The sequence below is a fragment of the Caldanaerovirga acetigignens genome (genome assembly GCF_900142995.1).
In the GTDB taxonomy this organism is placed as follows: Bacteria; Bacillota; Thermosediminibacteria; order Thermosediminibacterales; family Thermosediminibacteraceae; genus Fervidicola; species Fervidicola acetigignens.
Genome location: NZ_FRCR01000001.1, coordinates 204647 through 221523, shown reverse-complemented (window position 1 = coordinate 221523; position 16877 = coordinate 204647). Strand labels below are relative to the sequence as shown.

Sequence of the window (16877 nt, the reverse complement as noted above, 5' to 3'; positions counted from 1 at the left end):
TAAAAAGCGTCGAAACTGCAAGGTCCGCCGATAAAAAATATTGTCCGGCAAAATTTTTGCCGGATACAGTTAAAATAAAGCCAAAATCCTGTACACTCTTAACAGCTTCTTGGGAAATTATCTCTGATATCGCATCGAGTTTCATCCCGCCAGGATCGTAACCACCATTATCGGTTTTTTAAACTGTTCGAGCAGTATTAACTCTAGTTTATACCTTTCCTCCCACCCATTGAGTACTTTTGCCCATATCATTTGTTCAACATTTTCTCCTTAATTTTGTCGGGATCTATTGATAATTGAGCAACACCAGATTCAATAGCAGCTTTTGCCACACAAGACGCAACATGTGCCCCAACCCTATTATCAAAAGCCTTTGGCAAAATGTAGTCATAGTCAAGATTCTCTTCTGCAAGAGCCGCTATTGCTTTAGCCGCTGCTACTTTCATCTCCTCATTTATTTTATTTGCCCGTACTTCTAGTGCTCCTCTAAAAATCCCTGGAAATGCCAGCACATTGTTCACCTGGTTGGGAAAATCGGATCTACCGGTACCTACCACCTTAGCCCCACCAGCTTTTGCCTCTTCAGGCCATATTTCAGGGACAGGATTAGCTAGGGCAAGAACAATAGCATTTTTGCTCATAGAAGCAACCATTTCTTTGTTCAAAACTCCCGGTCCAGAAACACCGATAAATATATCCGCACCTTTAATTGCATCTGCGAGAGTTCCTTTTACTAAATCTTTATTCGTATATTCCGCAATCTCCTCTTTACTCCAATCATTTCCTTCTCTACCTTTATAGATGGTACCCTTTCTATCGCATAAAATTATGTTGCCTATTCCCGCACTCAAGAGAAGCTTTGCAGTGGCAATTCCAGCAGCACCAGCACCATTTATAATGGCAGTTACATTTTCAATTTGCTTGTCCACTAATTTTAGAGCATTCATTATTGCCGCAAGTACTACAACTGCAGTACCATGCTGGTCGTCATGGAACACTGGTATATCAAGCTCTTTTATTAATCTCTTTTCTACTTCAAAACACCTTGGAGCCGCTATATCCTCCAGGTTTATACCACCAAAAATTGGCGATATATTCTTGACGGTTTTAACTATTTCATCAACGTCCTGAGTATTAAGGCAGATCGGAAATGCATCCACACCACCAAAAATCTTAAACAACACACACTTACCTTCCATAACAGGAGCTCCGGCCAAACCACCAATATTCCCAAGACCCAATACGGCAGATCCGTCGGTGACAACAGCCACCATGTGTCCCTTTACTGTATACTCATATGCCAGTTCCGGATTTGCCATTATTTCCTTACATGGTTCTGCAACACCCGGTGTATAACTAAGGCTTAAATCGGTAGAATTATTAACAACTACCTTACTTATTACTTCTAACTTCCCTTTATTTTCTCTATGAAGCTTTAAAGCTTCTTCTCTTATGTCCATATTTTGTACCTCCTTATAATTTTCCAATTACACTTATCATAAATCCTCCAATTATGAGCATTATAGCTCCACCTATTCTTGAAGATATCTGGGCAAAAGGCATGAGTTCCATCCGCTTGCAGGCTGACAAAACTGCTACATCTCCCGTACCACCCATATTTGCCATACAAAGTCCAGCCGTTATCGAGGCCTCGATGGGATAAAATCCTACCCATTTTCCTACAATCCAAGAGCCCAAAATTGCTCCTATTACAGTGGCGCTTACGAGTAATAAATACTGCCAAGATACAGCTTTGACAACATCGGAAAGATTAGTATAGCTTATTCCTATTCCTACAAGTAAGGCTCCTGTCCAATAATTCATCACGAATTGGTACCACTGACTTGCCGCTTGTTCGAATTTGTCCGGTAATATTCCGAGAGCTTTTACCACAGCTACTGAAATAATCATCCACGCAAAAGAATGTACTGATGGAATAAATTTTCCTATTATATTTCCGAGAACGTAGAAGGTACATGCCATAAGCATACCCATACCCATCATCGTAAGATTAAGGTCATATTTTTTACCAGTTGTAAGGTCAATCTCTTGCGAAACAATTATTTTGCCATTTCCAGTAAACTGTGGTTTAACCTTGCCAATCTTGTCAAGTAACCCTGCTGCAATAATGGCCAGAGCATTACCGAGGGCTACAGCAGGAACCATAATAGATAATATAGAAGTAGGGTCTTGTTTTAATACTCCTCCGTAGATCTTTGACATAGGAACAGCACCTGCACCCATTCCACCACCCATCATTGGGATACCAATATAAAGTAGAGCTTGTTTCCATCCATATCCTGTAAGAGCTCCCACTATTGATACAAAGCCAAGCGATACAATTATTGCTCCAAAAAGAGCAGGAAAATATCTTGCTCCAGCATTTACCAATAATTTCCTATCCATTCCCAATATACTACCTGTTATTAATGCTGCGATATAGAAATCTAAGAAGTTACTTACTTTCATAAAGTTGTCAACGGTTTTAATGGTTGATTCTGGTAGCATTTTAAACATCACAAGAGCAGCGGTACCAAAAATAATAACAATTGGTCCTCCTCCTAAAAAATCTTTAACCACTGGGAGACGATTTCCTATCTCTCCTAATATGGCCCCAATTACTATCATAAAAGCAAAGGCACCTATCATATTGGACGGCAATAAATTTAAATAAACACTAGCAAAAATTATGAGTGCAAGGATTGCGAAAAAAGATATCGGGAATCCTGCAATCTTAAAAACATCTTCTTTTGTACCTTTAACCATAAAACTCCTCCCCCTTTTTTTCTTCTAAAAAGAATTTAACACCTTTATTTTAAAGGGGGAAGTTTTTTAAACTATTTAAACCAATTATGAAATTTATTAAAGTTAAAGTATTAGAGTATACGATAATACAAAGTAATGGGTCTTCCTGTTCCTCCGTACTGCACCTCGCTTTTTACCATTCCTTGTTCATCCATGTAGTCGAGATACTTCTTCACCGTTACCCGCGAAATATTTAAATTTTTGGCAATTTCTTCGGAAGAAACAGGTCTATCATAGGCCTTTAAAGCCGCAAGGATCTTTTCCATAGTTCTTCTATCGAAACCCTTTTTTTCGCTATATTGTACACTTTTAGAAATAATAATTGAGTCGATATCTTCTTGAGTAAGAAAACTTTCGTTTTTAACCTTTTTATACCTTTGAAGATAATTCGATAAAGCAATTTTAAGTCTTAAGAATTCAAAAGGCTTTATTAAATAATCTACAATACCGTATCTTAAAGCTTCCTCAATATCTTGGCCTTGATTATCGGCAGTAACCATAATTATATCTGTCTTATATCCAAATTCCCGAATCTGTTTTAACAACTCAATACCATTTTCCCCAGGCATATAAACATCGAGTAGTATTAAGTTTACTTTGGTGTTCTTTAAAAATTTTTTTGCCTCATCGGCATTTTTGGCTATACCAACAACATTAAATCCTTCAACCATATTTACATACTTTTTATTCACAACCGCCACCATTGGATCATCTTCTACAATCAATACGTTAATCACACTATAACCCCCTTTGGAACTTTAACGATAAAAATTGTCCCATTAGAATTCCCGGTTTTTACTTCTACATTTCCTCCTCTTTTTTTAATTGTTTGCTTTACAATAAAAAGCCCTATACCTTTTCCTGATTTTTTTGTAGTAAAACCTTTATCAAATATATGGGGAAGGATTTGTTCCTCTATACCTGGTCCATTGTCGTATACTTTTATAAATACGTAGTCTAATCTTTCTTTAATATATACGCTAATGATTTTGTCTTTCTTAGAAGATACAGATAGGGCTTCTATAGCATTTTCAATAAGATTTCCTAAAATCGTTACCAAATCTCCTGATGATACGGAGCCATGTTCTTCGTACAATTCGCTGTCTTCATCCAAATACAATTTAATACCCATTTCCGCAGCATGACTATATTTACCTAAAAGCAATGCTGCAACTCTCTTATCTTTTATACTTTTCGTAACCAGCCCAGCAAAAGTTTGCTGAGCCCCCAGTTCATTGTAAATAAATTTCAATGCTTCATCGTACTGTTTTAGATTTATTAAACCCGCAATTACGTGCATATGATTCATAAATTCATGAGCCTGGGCTCTAAGAGTATCTACTATCTGCCTGTAGCCTGTAAGTTGTTCCCCGAGGTAAGCAAGATCGGTTTTAAGTCTAAAACTAGCAATTGCCCCTTCTATTTGACCATTTATAACAATAGGCACTCTATTTGTTATAATCGATATTCCATTAATTATCTGCTCATCATCATACTCAGGGACACCTGTATTTAACACAACTTTTAACCTAGAATTAGGTATAATTTTTTCAACTTCTTCCCCAATTACCTTCCTTCCTTCTTCTACTCCGATGATCTTTTTAGCGGTATTATTTATTAACGTTACTGTACCTTTTTTATCCACCGCAATTATACCTTCCACAACTGCATCTAAAATTGAGTTCCGCTCTTGAAGCACTTTTGCAATTTGGTATGGCTCCAATCCAAATATCTCATTTTTTATATTCTTAGAAAGAAAATAAGATCCTATTGCTCCAATGGTCATAGCTATTATCATAACAAGTATTATGCTCCTTATTATTCTCTTTTGAACCTTGTTTATATCACGAGTTAGTATACCTACTGCAACTGCTCCTATCTGTTTGTTGCCATCCATTATCGGAGTAAAAGCCCTCAACGATGGTCCCAAGGTTCCTACGGCTTTTGAGATATAAGTTTCTCCCTTAAGTACCCTTTCTTCATCCCCTCCGACAAATTTCTTCCCAATATTATTAGGATTGGGATGAGAATATCTTTCTCTGTTCATATTGATTATTGTAATGTATTCTATATTATTTGAATTTTTTCTAATCCGTTCAGCATAGGGCTGTAAAACTTCCTCCGGATGAGGAAGGTAAAAAGCAGAAATAACAACTGGATCCGTAGCTACAGCACGTGCAATATTCATTACGTTATTAGCCATTTGGTTTTCTATAGAAACACTTATAATTTTAACGGCAAAAAGTGTTGATATAGTAAGGCACACAATGATAATTAAAAATGTCAATAACATAAGTTTTGTCTGTAAATTAAATCTTTTCATTTAAGTATTTACCTCCTGATTAATAGGTTTAGTTATATCGAAAGTAATGAGCCACTTCCATCCGCAGCTTTTCATAGATGGAAAGATAAACTCATCAGGGATGAAAAATGGCTCAATTTAATATTAGCATCGATTCTAAAAATCAGCTTATTTTTGTAACTAAGATTTCGAAACCTTTCCCAATGAACTTACATATTTTCATATCCCATAAAAGGAATACCTGGTATCACTTGCTTCAAAAAAAGTCAAGGCTTCCAGGAATGACCGCCAGGTTCAAGGCCTATTATTACCTTTGCATCTCAAACATCCTTACGAAGAGTATTAACGAGAAAAAAGTTTTTATGTGAATTTCCTCAATTTATGATAAAATTATTTCGCCGCTTTAATTATTTTATTATATAAAAGGGGTGTACACTCCATGGATATGGAAAGGAAACTTTCTCTTGAATTTGCAAGAGTAACCGAAGCTGCAGCAGTCGCCGCTGCAAGGTGGATGGGCAGGGGAAACAAAAACAAAGCCGACGAAGCGGCCACCGAGGCTATGCGCGCGGTATTCGACACCATAGATATAAGAGGCGAAGTGGTAATCGGCGAGGGCGAGATGGATGAGGCTCCTATGCTCTACATCGGTGAAAAACTGGGAACGGGTTACGGACCGGTATTAGACATAGCAGTAGACCCTTTGGAAGGAACGAATTTGGTAGCCAAAGGATTGAACGGCGCCATTGCTGTGGTAGCCGCAGCACCAAAGGGCTGTCTCTTAAACGCCCCGGACATTTATATGGAAAAAATCGCGGTAGGGCCTGCCGCAGCCGGGAAAATTCACCTAGATGCGCCCGTAAAGGATAATCTAACAATTGTAGCCGAAAGCCTTAAAAAATCTATATCGGACCTGACCGTGGTAATTCTTGACAGACCAAGGCACGAACAACTCATAAAAGAAGTGAGGGAAGCCGGCGCGAGGATCATGCTGATTTCCGACGGAGACGTCTCTCCCGCCATAGCCTGTGCTTTTGAGAGTTCCGGAGTCGACATGATGATAGGAATAGGCGGGGCTCCAGAAGGAGTTTTGGCTGCTGCTGCGTTGAAATGCCTGGGCGGCGAGTTGGTAGGGAGGTTAAAGCCCGAAAACGAAGAACAAATAGAAAGATGTAAAAAAATGGGGCTTTCCGATCCGTTCAAGATTCTAAAAATGGATGATTTAGTAAAGGGTGACGATATATTTTTTGCAGCAACCGGTATTACCAACAGCAATTTGTTAAAAGGGGTGCACTTTACTTCTAAAGGAGCAGCAACTCATACACTAGTAGTGAGAGGTAAGACTGGAACCATTAGATTTATCGAGGCAATTCATCGCTTTGATAAAAAACCAGCGTATAATTTGCAAGGATTGAAAATCTGATGTGTCGCGTCAACAAAAAACCTCCCGAGTAAAAAGGCAGTGTAAATATTTTTGTGTAAAGTGTCTTCCTTCTATGTTAGTGAATAACTATATTTTAAGATTTAAAGCTTACTTTGTCAAATTTTTTAAAATAAAATTCCAAGATAAAATATTACACCAACATGCGTTTGGGTGAGCCTCTCTGCCTCCACTTACCCTTAACCCCTTGATGAATCCCAAAGGCCCTGCAGTCTGGCTGTCAAGGGCGTGCGCAGCACGGGCTTTAGCCTTTACCCTTGACTGCCAGGGCAAAGGGCCTTATCATATCTATTGGGGTTAAGGGAAGTACTATATACGCCCTTCGAACATTATTTGCAATTGTCCTAATATCATGCCCCAATCTCTGTAGCGCATCGTCCACTTGGCGGTAATCTTTAGTGTAGCAAGATATATGCTTTTTAAAAGAGCTTGGTCGCTGGGAAATACTGTCCTTGACTTGTTAAGCCTCCTATCCCGTCTCTTCGTTTGGAGCAGTATATATTCGTTTTAAATCCTTTGCAAATTCCTTACGATCCTTATCTGACACATATTTCAGCTCTGTTTTCAAGGTCATTTAACACGCCCAGCCAAAATTTTGAGCTCAGGCAGTATTTTATCTGTAATCTTGCTTACCATCTCTGCTGATACTTCAAACCCGTAATGATAGACATCCCTCGTGCATACATCGCTATTATTTTATTTTCTATATCAGATATATCTCTTTTATACTTAGGAACTACTTTTGGTTCAAATTCTCCGTTGCGATCCCTTGGAACATCTATTTCTACAGGTCCAACACTTGATTTCAATATTTTGGATGTGTGGCCATTACGGTAATTCGTTTTTGTTTCTTCAGTAGTTTCGTACTTTTCATACCCAAGATGCTCATCCAGCTCTGCTTCCAACATATTTTGTATTGTGTCTCCCAACAGATCTTTCAATACTTCCTGTAAATCCTTGGCTGAAGTAATGTTGTACTCCGAAATGAGTTTATTGATTAGCTCTTTCTTTTCCGGTGTTATTATTCTTTTTCTTGCCATAAAAATTCACTCCTTCTATATTTCTATATTCTAACATAGAAGGAGCTTTTATTTTACACAAAATATTTTACAACCTCGTTATTTATTGTTAATCTGTCAAATAATTTTCTACTTTATATTGTTCGTAAAGCCCTTGCATCCACGCATCGTACTGTTCCTGAACCTTTTGGTTTAAAAGGATCTCCTTTATCTTTTCCCTGCTTTCATCAAAATTGGCTTGTTTCGCTTCTTTTATTTCTTCGACCTTTATGATATGATAACCATACTGCGTCTTCACAGGAGAACTGAATTCACCCTCTTTAAGCGAAAATGCCACATCTTCAAATTCTTTTACCATTTCGCCCCTTTTAAAAAACCCCAGGTCCCCACCTTGATTTTTTGTCGTTTCATCTTCCGAGTATTCACTTGCTAGTTTAGAAAAATCTTCTCCAACTTTCAATCTTTTATAGATTTCATTGGCAGTCTTTTCATCATCTACTAATATATGCCTTGCTCTTATTTCTTTTTCCTGCGAAAAGTAGTCTTTATTTTGTTCAAAATAATCCTTTAACTCTTCTTCTGAAATCTTAATTTTTGGTTCAAGAAGTTTTTTTACTTTTATTTGCATCGCTATATCTTTTTTAAAATCTTGCAGTGAATAACCACTCACTTGTAAATTCTTTATAAATGCTTCCTTACCACCGTAGTATTTATAGACTTTCTCAAGTTCTCTTTCTATCTCTTCGTCTAAGACTTTTATATTCTCCTTCTTTGCTTCTAAATCTATGATTTTTTGTGCTATTAAATATTCAAGCGCTTGCTTTCCTATTGATTTTACCATTACATCATAGAGTTGATCCTTGCTTATCCTTTCATCACCAACTTTCGCCACGATTTCCTTTCCAGAACTGCTATTACTGCATCCTACAGACGAAAATAATAAAAGAATCGCCATAATTATTAAAGTAATCGGCTTTATTTTTATCATGATCAAATCACTCCTTATATTTTTTCTACCAAAATCATTAAAATCGGCATCATCACGATGCTAAACAATGTGGTATAAGATATTACACTCACCGCAAATTCATAATCTGCTCCGTAAACCCTAGCAAGAATAGAAGTATTTACCATTACAGGCATAGCAGACATAATTATAAAGACATTTCTCATCAATTTGGGAATTTTTATTAAAATACTTAACAAAACTACTAAAAAGGGCGCAAAGAAAAATCTGCCTAAAAAAACTAGTAAAGCCTCACTATTAAACTCAAACTTTTCCCTTCCCATAAGATGCATTACTGTGCCAACATAAAATAGAGAAAGCGGAGTAGTTAAGTCTCCTATCATTTTAAAACTTTTAAAGACAAAGTTTGGTGGACTCACCTCAAAGATTACTAAAATCAATCCGAATATAAAACCCAAAATTGGGGGGTTTAATATCCTCTTCAAAGTGGTCAAACTAAAAAAAGATTCTCCTCCTTCCTTAGAAACGTCTTTTGCTATTCCATAAGCTCCAAGAGTCCACCATAAAAAAGTACTTGGAATATAATAAATAAGAGAGTAAGGTATCGCCTCCTCACCAAACAAAGCTTGCGACAAAGGAAGACCGACAAAAATTGAATTAGAAAACGTAAACGTAGCAGCAAATACACCTCTTTTGCTCCTTTCCACTTTAAACAGCACTGCTAATATATAAGCTATAAAATACAACAGAAGAATTGAAAAAAAAGGTATCATTAATCCCCTCGCATAATTTAGAAGCTCTTCTTTTGTTAAAGTAGAAATTATATTTACCACGAGATTTAGCGGAAAGGACACATAAAGCACTATCTTAACAAACAAATCCGCCGCCCTTTCATCAAACCATCTTATTTTTGCAAGATAATATCCCACTGCTATAATCAAAAATACAACTAAAACTCCCTGCAACGAAGAAAAAAAGGTTTGCATCCTGACCTCCTCGATTTGCGTCATGTATTTTAGGTTTTTATTAACTCAATTAAACAATCGCCTTTTTTTATATTAACATGAAACACAAAAAAATGCAGCATTTAATAAAAAAACCGTTTTCAGGGTTTAAAATCCCCAAAACGGCCTAAAATTTATTATTTTTTCTTCTTTGCAACCTGCTCTATCCCCAGTTTTTTTGCAGAGTGGTCGCGGCCTAAATAGTAATTAAGCCAAGATGATGTCTGGAATAGATCCCAGTTGGACGGCGGTATTATGTCTCCATCAAGCTCTTTTTCCTTTCCATAACGCTTCAGACGCGCATAAGCGCGCACATAAGAACATTTTTTCTCGTTTGGATAAACCTCGCACCATCCCATGTAGCTTCCGCCGCACGCACCATTTCTCTGATTTTTCGGGCACTGGGACATGGGGCAAACGTACGCAAGATCCATCAAGGCGCAGTCACCGCAATCGTGGCAATCATACAAGCAAACTTTAGTCAGGTGCTCGAAGGTGTGGTACGGCCTTTCTAAGCTGGTCCCATCGATCCTTTTGGCTATTCCTCTCATCAGCCCCCATAGAGGTGCCCCCGGTTCCAACATTAACTTGTGGGTCAGAACCGATAAGGGATATACAAATTCTACTTTGGCATCCAGCGGCCTATTTTTTCGGCTAACAGGCTCGGGCCTGTTTAGACCGGTTTTTTCGTCCTTTTCGTAATAGTAAAACCCGCCCGGTATCGGGAAGTCAAACTCGTGTATAATGTCCATCCAATTTTTGCTCAATTCTTCTCCTTTTTCGATAATATATTCCACATCTTCGTATTTTACGTTGTGTCCACCAATATGGACGCCGTCGTAACCCATACCTTTCATAAAGGCATACATTTTTGCAGCCCTGTCCAGTCGGGCCTGCCGTCCTTTATCAGAGGACTGAGCTTCTTCTTCGAGTTTGGCCAGCAACTTATCGGTAACCACACAGCCCGGAATCTTATTTTTGTTCATTATTCTGGCCGTAGCAAGGGGTAAAACGTAAATATTTCCTACAACTGGAATATCCCAGCCCTGCTGGCGTATAAACTGAATTACTTCGTGAAATTTTCTTGCATCATACCCTAGCTGGGTAACAATAAACTGCGCTCCGGCCCTCACCTTCTTTTTCAATTTGAAATACTGAACCACTTGCTCCGCTTCGGTGGCCTTGAAGGGAGACACTACCGCTCCCGCAAAGAAATCGCTGGGTTGATGCTTAACTGTTCCTTTAATTCCTTTATATTCAAGTCCCCGGTTCATCTGCGAAATTAGGTCGAGAACGTGAATCGGGTCCAAGTCAAAGACAGGTCTTGGCCTCCCTGCATAACCCGATACCGGATAATCGCCTGTCATGACGAGTAGATTTCTGACGCCCGCCCTGTCCAATGCATAAAGTTGACTTTCTATCTGACTGCGGTTTCGGTCTTTGCACGTAAAATGTACCAGCGGCTCTATACCCTTTTTAAGCACCTCTACTGCCAGATAGTCAGGCAGCATGGCTGGATTGCCGCCCGGATTATCGGTCAACGTTAAGGCATGGACCTTGCCCCCTTTTGCCGCAGCTTCCGCAGCCTCAAGAGCCTCTTCGATGGACTTTTCCCGCGCTCCTCTCCCGGGTACCAATTCCCATGTCACAGAAAATAAGTTCTTGCTAAGAAGCGACTTTTTGAAGCAATTCTCCATTTGATTCACTCCTTCTTAAACCTCATATTACAATAAAAGATGTGAATAATTGTATATAACTGTCTAATTTTATTATATCAATGTTTGTTATATTCTACAATAAGCAATATTTCATAAGTATTCTAATGATTTTAATCAAGAAAGAACTTTTTAAAAGGCATTTATTATATGTGTAAGCTCCTTTAAAGTTCCATTGGCCATTTTAATTTCTATAACATCAAACCTCAAATTATATACAAACTCATCATATTCATTTAAAAAATTTAGTGATACCAATCTTATTTTCCTTTGTTTTCTAATATCAACGGCTTCCATGCCCCTTCCGAAAGCATCGGACGTCCTAGTTTTGACTTCGATAAAAACCAGTGTATTATTTTCTTTTGCTATTATGTCTATTTCCCCGTATCTTGACCGGTAATTGACCTTTACGATTTCGTAGTTATTTGCCTTTAAATAATCAAGTGCATATTTTTCCCCCATATCACCCAGCTTTTTACGTTCCAATGAAATCCCAACCTTTTACGGAAAAACTCCTTCTGTGTACCGGGGATAGCCCGTATTTTTTAATAGATTCGACGTGTTTTTTGGTGCAGTACCCTTTGTTGTTCCAAAAATCATAGTAGGGATATAATTTATGGTAATCCTTCATTATTTTATCCCTTTCCACCTTTGCCACAATTGAAGCTGCAGCTATCGAAGCACACAGCCTATCTCCGTGCACCACTTTTTCTTGCGGTGGCTCTATCTCTGGAATTACAAGCGCATCCACTAGTACAAAATCGGGCCTAACAGGAAGACCCTCCACCGCATTTTTCATAGCAAGCAAAGTCGCGTTTAAAATGTTGTGCCGGTCTATGTATTTTTCGTCCACCACTGAGTAGTTAACCGCCACCGCCTTTTGCTTTATCTCCTCGTAGACTTTTTCCCGCTTGCCTTCTGAAAGGAGCTTCGAATCTTTAAGGTGCATTATAAAAACGTTTAGAGGGAGAATGACGGCGGCAGCCACCACGGGTCCGGCCAAAGGGCCCCTTCCGGCTTCATCAACCCCTGCGATGTAGTTATAGCCTTTTTCAGCAAGCATCCTCTCTCGAGCAAAAAGTTTGTATATTCTCTCTTTTTCTACATTCAAGTTAAATTTCATTTAAATTATATCCCCCTTTTGCATTCTTTCATTTTCAATAATCAGGTCTTCGTCTCCAGCCGGCTTTTCCAGAGAAATCCTTCCCAGTTTCCCATCCTGGAATTCTTTTAAAAGAGTCTTTGCCGCCCTCAGAGTGTCGGGCCTGCCTCCGGAAATTATAAATCCTCTGCTTTTTGCAATTTGCTCTAAAATAGCAACAGGACTTTGCGGCGTTTCTATTTTATAGCGGGCCGCCAGTCTTTCGGGATGCTTTTTTACCAAAAACTCAATTAATTTAAGACTTATTCTTTCCACATCCAACAGTTCTTCCTTAATACACCCTAAAAAAGCAAGTTTCAGTCCTACCGATTCTTGTTCTATCTTAGGCCACAAAATCCCCGGCGTATCTAAAAGCTCGAGTTTATCTGTCGCCTTGAGCCACATTTTCCCCCGGGTTATCCCGGGCTTATTTCCTGTCTTAGCTGCCTTTTTCCCGACTATTTGGTTGATGAACGAAGACTTGCCGACATTCGGCACTCCAACTACCATACCCCGTAAAGGTCTTTTTACCTCTTTTGAAAAATCATGAATCATTTCATCCAAGTCTTTGAAACCCACTTTGTTCCGGGAGTTTACGCTAACCGAAACCAGGCCTTTCTCAGCAAAGTAAATTCCCCACAAATCTGTGATTTTTTCTTCAGCCAAATCTGCCTTGTTCATTATCAAAATCAACTTTTTTGAGCCTATCAGTTCGAAAATATCTGGTATATGGGTGCTTTTAGGTGCCCTTGCATCTACAATCTCCAGCACCACATCTACCAACTTCAAATTTTCCTTAATCATCCGCCGCGTTTTCGCCATGTGACCTGGATACCAATTGATTTGCACCAAATCACCTTCCCCGCAAAATTAATAAAAGGGACTGGTTTCTCAGTCCCTCTCCTTGATTCTTGCCGCTTTTCCTCTCAAATTCCTCAAATAATAAAGTTTTGCCCTTCTTACTTTTCCCCTTTGTACTACCTCAATCTTATCTATCCGTGGCGAATGGAGCGGAAATATTCTCTCTACGCCTACCCCATAGGAAACTTTCCTTACAGTAAAGGTTTCCCTCAATCCTCCGCCTTTCCGTGCAATGACCACGCCTTCAAAAACCTGAATTCTCTCCCTGTTTCCTTCTACTACTTTGGTGTATACCTTCACGGTATCGCCCGGTCTGAATTCAGGTATGTCCTTTCTCATCTGCTCTTCTTCTACTGCCCGAAGCAAGTCCGACATGTTCTCCCTCCTTTCTTACATATTGCCAGACCTAATTATAGCACAACCCATTAATCTTGACAACCAAATCCCATTTCTTCAAGCAAACTCTTATCCTCTTGTGTAAGTTTCAATTTCTTAAATAGGTCTGGTCTTTTTTCCAAAGTTCTCCTCAATGCTTCCTTTCGCCTAAACCTTTCTATCTCTCGGTGGTTCCCCGAAAGTAAAACTTCTGGAACCTTAAGTCCCCTGTAAACCTCAGGCCTGGTGTATTGCGGGTACTCCAGAAGACCGCTGCTGAAAGATTCTTCTTTCAACGATTCATTACTTCCTAGTACCCCCGGGATCAATCTAGACGTCGCATCCACTATTGCAAGCGCCGGAATTTCCCCGCCGGTCAAAACAAAATCCCCCAGCGATATTTCGTCGGTTATTATCGTCTTTACCCTTTCATCTACTCCTTCGTAATGGCCACATATTAGTATTATGTGCTCCTGCTTGGCCAGTTCTCTTGCCATATCCTGGTTGAAAACGGAACCTTGAGGTGAAAGAAGTATAACCTTTCTTTTTTCAGCGTCAACGGTGCAGGATGCATATTCCACTGCTTCAAAGATTGGTTCCGGCTTCATGACCATTCCCGCACCCCCGCCGTAAGGGTAGTCGTCAACTTTCCTGTGCTTATCTTTCGAAAAATCTCTTATATTCAGGAGTTCTATCCGGACGAGTCCCTTTTCCTTGGCTCTTTTCAATATGCTAACGTCCATAGGCCCCGAAAAAAATTCCGGGAATAGGGTCAATATATGAAATACCAGCACTAAAGCATTCCCTCCATGAGTTTGACTGTCATCTGCCCATTTTCAACGTCTATACTTTTTACAACTTCCTTTATGGCGGGTATCAATAATTCTCTGCCGCTTTGTAGTTCCACCACATAAACGTCGTTGGCGCCGGTTTTCATTACATTTTTAATACGCCCAAGCAGAGTTCCGTCTTTCTCATTATATACCTCCATACCTATTATGTCGCAAATAAAATAATGTCCTTTTGGCAACTTTACCGCGTCTTTTCGATGGACCATGATGTATCTATTCTTGAAACTTTCAGCGGAATCCACTGTATCAATTCCATGCAATTTTAAGACTACAAACCTCTTTTTTAAAAAAATCACTGATTCAATGTCGTATGCTTTTAAAGCACCGTCTTCTTCAACGAAAATCGACTTTAACTTTTGATACCGGCTTATATCGTCGGTCAAAGGTTCGACTTTTACTTGGCCTTTAATTCCCCAAGGGCAAAGTACCTTCCCTATAGTTATATATTCTCTCAAGGGGAAAGCCTCCTATCCTCGAATAAAAGGGTTAGGCAAAACCCTAACCCCTATAGAATCTCTACGATTACCCTTTTTCCTTCTTTAGCAGCAGCAGCTTTGACTACGGTTCTGATGGCTTTTGCTATCCTGCCCTGCTTCCCGATGATTTTGCCCATGTCATCGGGGTGCACCTTTAATTCAATTATTACTGACTGTTCACCTTCCACTCTGTTTACAGTCACTTCTTCAGGGTGGTCAACCAATGCCTTTGCGATGTATTCCACTAACTCGGTCAAGGTTTATTCCTCCTTCACTTTAAGAATTTTTTCCGGTATTTGTCTTCTGAGATTTATATTTTTCAAGCAGGCCTGTAGTCTTGAATAATTGCTTTACGCTCTCGGTCGGTTGGGCACCCTTCCTCATCCAATCCAGAGCTTTTTCTTCATTGATTTTTATTTCGGCAGGATCGGTGAGGGGGTTGTAATAACCGATTTCCTCTATAAACCTTCCATCTCGCGGGCTTCTGCTATCCGCCACGACGATCCGGTAAAAGGGCCTTTTCTTTGCCCCCATGCGCTTCAATCTTATTCTTACCGCCATCTGCACATCACCTCCTTCTGTTAGTTAAAAGAAAGGCAATTTAAATCTGCCTTTTTTTCTTCCTTTTTCTAGGTCACTCAGTTGTTTCATGAGTTTTCTAGTCTGCTCGAATTGCTTCAAAAGCCTGTTTACATCTTGAACGGAAGTTCCACTGCCCATGGCAATTCTCCTGCGTCTGCTGCCGTTTATGATGCTGGGATTACGGCGTTCTTCTTTAGTCATGGAGTTGATAATGGCTTCTATGTGCACCAGTTCTTTTTCATTGAATTCTACGCCATGTAATTTTTGAGGAGAAAACCCTGGAATCATGCTAATTATCTGGTCAAGAGAACCCATTTTTCTTACCTGTTTTATCTGTTCAAGAAAATCCTCTAATGTAAATTCTTCCTTCCTAATCTTTTCTTCAAGTTGCCTAGCTTTTTCTTGGTCTATCGCCGCGGTGGCCTTCTCTATCAAACTAAGCACATCGCCCATTCCTAATATCCTAGAAGCCATCCTGTCCGGATAAAATGGCTCCAGGTCGGTAAGTTTTTCACCTACGCCTATAAATTTTATCGGACAACCCGTTACCGCCTTTATCGAGAGCGCCGCCCCTCCCCTCGTATCACCGTCGAGCTTGGTCAAAATCAAGCCTGTCAGATGCAACCTGCTATGAAAGGTCTCGGCCACGTTGACCGCATCCTGCCCAGTCATGCTGTCAACCACCAGCAAAATCTCGTTGGGCGTTACAGCTTCTTTTATCCGCTCCAGCTCCTCCATCAATTCGTCGTCTATGTGGAGACGGCCAGCCGTATCTATTATGACAACGTCGTTGCCTTGGCGATGAGCATGTTCTAAAGCTGCTTTGGAAATAGCCACCGGCTCCTGTTCTCCAGCTGTAAAAACCGGCAACCCAATTTTTTCTCCTACCACTTGAAGCTGTTTTATGGCAGCCGGCCGGTATATATCTGCGGCTACTAAAAGCGGCCTTTTGCCCACTTTGGAAAGATAAAGCCCCAGTTTTCCGCAAGTGGTAGTTTTCCCCGACCCCTGAAGACCTACCATCATAAAAACGCTTACCTTGGACTGCGAAAAATCCAATTTGGTATCTTTAGGCCCCATTAATTTTACAAGTTCGTCGTGGACTATTTTTATTACCTGTTGAGCAGGGGTCAGGCTCTCCATCACTTCCTGGCCTACAGCCCGTTCGGTGACTTTTTGCACAAAGTCCTTTACTACCTTGTAGTTCACATCGGCTTCTAAGAGGGCCAACCTAATTTCTCTCATTGCCTGCTTTACATCGGCTTCCGACAATTTGCCCTTCCCTCTCAGCCTTTTGAAAACCGCTTCTAGTTTCTGAGTTAAGGCCTCAAAAGCCAA

The 16877-nt window shown here is 39.8% G+C and carries 17 protein-coding genes and 1 pseudogene; 1 reads left to right on the top strand and 17 read right to left on the bottom strand.

Annotated features, from left to right (window positions below):
• Positions 1-248: 248 nt before the first annotated feature.
• From BUB66_RS01185 to BUB66_RS01170, 4 genes are all read right to left on the bottom strand, one after another.
• A complete protein-coding gene (locus BUB66_RS01185) occupies positions 249-1460 on the bottom strand; it encodes an NAD(P)-dependent malic enzyme (protein ID WP_073253397.1) in 1212 nt (403 codons plus the stop codon).
• Positions 1461-1473: 13 nt separating this feature from the next.
• Positions 1474-2766, bottom strand: coding sequence for a 2-hydroxycarboxylate transporter family protein (locus tag BUB66_RS01180; protein WP_073253394.1), 1293 nt, complete (start codon positions 2764-2766; stop codon positions 1474-1476).
• A gap of 110 nt (positions 2767-2876) precedes the next feature.
• The gene (locus BUB66_RS01175; RefSeq protein WP_073253390.1) at positions 2877-3542 is read right to left on the bottom strand and encodes a response regulator; all 666 of its coding nucleotides are present in this window, start codon (positions 3540-3542) and stop codon (positions 2877-2879) included.
• Positions 3539-5128, bottom strand: a complete 1590-nt coding sequence (locus tag BUB66_RS01170; protein ID WP_073253387.1) for an ATP-binding protein — start codon at positions 5126-5128, stop codon at positions 3539-3541. Before BUB66_RS01170 ends, BUB66_RS01175 begins: the two co-directional genes overlap by 4 nt.
• Positions 5129-5552: 424 nt before the next feature.
• Here BUB66_RS01170 and glpX point away from each other — a divergent pair, with 424 nt between their 5' ends.
• The gene (gene glpX, locus BUB66_RS01160; RefSeq protein ID WP_073253644.1) at positions 5553-6530 is read left to right on the top strand and encodes a class II fructose-bisphosphatase; all 978 of its coding nucleotides are present in this window, start codon (positions 5553-5555) and stop codon (positions 6528-6530) included.
• Positions 6531-6857: 327 nt separating this feature from the next.
• Here the strand turns inward: glpX and BUB66_RS01155 are convergent.
• The 13 genes and pseudogenes from BUB66_RS01155 to ffh form a co-directional block, all read right to left on the bottom strand.
• Positions 6858-7588: pseudogene (locus tag BUB66_RS01155) on the bottom strand (transposase).
• Positions 7589-7676: 88 nt separating this feature from the next.
• Positions 7677-8555 (bottom strand): peptidylprolyl isomerase, encoded by an 879-nt coding sequence (locus BUB66_RS01150; RefSeq protein WP_073253381.1) that lies wholly within the window; start codon positions 8553-8555, stop codon positions 7677-7679.
• A 14-nt stretch (positions 8556-8569) separates the two neighbouring features.
• Positions 8570-9520 carry an AEC family transporter gene (locus tag BUB66_RS01145; protein WP_073253379.1) on the bottom strand — a complete coding sequence of 317 codons (951 nt, stop codon included), beginning with the start codon at positions 9518-9520 and terminating at the stop codon, positions 8570-8572.
• Positions 9521-9675: 155 nt separating this feature from the next.
• Positions 9676-11235 carry a methylenetetrahydrofolate reductase C-terminal domain-containing protein gene (locus BUB66_RS01140; protein WP_073253376.1) on the bottom strand — a complete coding sequence of 520 codons (1560 nt, stop codon included), beginning with the start codon at positions 11233-11235 and terminating at the stop codon, positions 9676-9678.
• A gap of 150 nt (positions 11236-11385) precedes the next feature.
• Positions 11386-11739 (bottom strand): YraN family protein, encoded by a 354-nt coding sequence (locus BUB66_RS01135; RefSeq protein ID WP_073253373.1) that lies wholly within the window; start codon positions 11737-11739, stop codon positions 11386-11388.
• The gene (locus BUB66_RS01130) at positions 11729-12376 is read right to left on the bottom strand and encodes a ribonuclease HII (RefSeq protein ID WP_073253370.1); all 648 of its coding nucleotides are present in this window, start codon (positions 12374-12376) and stop codon (positions 11729-11731) included. Before BUB66_RS01130 ends, BUB66_RS01135 begins: the two co-directional genes overlap by 11 nt.
• A complete protein-coding gene (gene ylqF / locus BUB66_RS01125; protein ID WP_084098523.1) occupies positions 12377-13243 on the bottom strand; it encodes a ribosome biogenesis GTPase YlqF in 867 nt (288 codons plus the stop codon). It abuts the gene before it with no gap.
• A gap of 42 nt (positions 13244-13285) precedes the next feature.
• Complete coding sequence (gene rplS / locus BUB66_RS01120) at positions 13286-13630, bottom strand: 50S ribosomal protein L19 (RefSeq protein ID WP_073253367.1); 345 nt, start codon at positions 13628-13630, stop codon at positions 13286-13288.
• A 50-nt stretch (positions 13631-13680) separates the two neighbouring features.
• Entirely contained in the window at positions 13681-14424 is a 744-nt protein-coding gene (gene trmD, locus BUB66_RS01115; RefSeq protein WP_073253365.1) for a tRNA (guanosine(37)-N1)-methyltransferase TrmD, read from the bottom strand.
• Positions 14424-14936 (bottom strand): ribosome maturation factor RimM, encoded by a 513-nt coding sequence (gene rimM / locus BUB66_RS01110; protein ID WP_073253362.1) that lies wholly within the window; start codon positions 14934-14936, stop codon positions 14424-14426. The genes trmD and rimM overlap by 1 nt, the downstream gene beginning before the upstream one ends.
• A 50-nt stretch (positions 14937-14986) precedes the next feature.
• Positions 14987-15214 carry a KH domain-containing protein gene (locus BUB66_RS01105; RefSeq protein ID WP_066353249.1) on the bottom strand — a complete coding sequence of 76 codons (228 nt, stop codon included), beginning with the start codon at positions 15212-15214 and terminating at the stop codon, positions 14987-14989.
• Between the two features lie 19 nt (positions 15215-15233).
• Positions 15234-15518, bottom strand: a complete 285-nt coding sequence (gene rpsP, locus BUB66_RS01100; protein ID WP_073253359.1) for a 30S ribosomal protein S16 — start codon at positions 15516-15518, stop codon at positions 15234-15236.
• A 24-nt stretch (positions 15519-15542) separates the two neighbouring features.
• Positions 15543-16877 carry a signal recognition particle protein gene (gene ffh, locus BUB66_RS01095; RefSeq protein ID WP_073253356.1) on the bottom strand — a complete coding sequence of 445 codons (1335 nt, stop codon included), beginning with the start codon at positions 16875-16877 and terminating at the stop codon, positions 15543-15545.